Source organism: Nostoc sp. CCY0012 (assembly GCF_963920855.1).
GTDB lineage: Bacteria > Cyanobacteriota > Cyanobacteriia > Cyanobacteriales > Nostocaceae > Cyanocohniella.
On record NZ_CAWUDM010000275.1, the window covers coordinates 1 to 228 of the forward strand.

Genomic DNA, 228 nt, shown 5'->3' on the forward strand with positions numbered 1-228 from the left:
TGTCCAGTGCTTCTGGCAGCAATTCTGGTGGCAGTTTGTCGGCTAAGGCTATTAGGATATTGGCGCAACTTGACTCATTCTCAATTTGTTTAGCCGCAGCCAGAGCTTCTGGTAATAATTCTGGCAGTTTGTCAGCTAAGGCTGCTAGTGTGCGGGCGCGATACTCCTCATTCTGAATTTGTCTAGTCGCAGCCAGTGCTTGTGGCAGCAATTCTGTTGGTAGTTTGT

The 228-nt window shown here is 48.2% G+C and carries 1 protein-coding gene; it reads right to left on the reverse strand.

Annotation, left to right across the window (positions count from 1 at the left end; translation table 11 throughout):
* The coding region (locus ACM0OS_RS29115) for a hypothetical protein (protein WP_414546642.1) at positions 1 to 228 on the reverse strand (228 nt) is incomplete at both ends.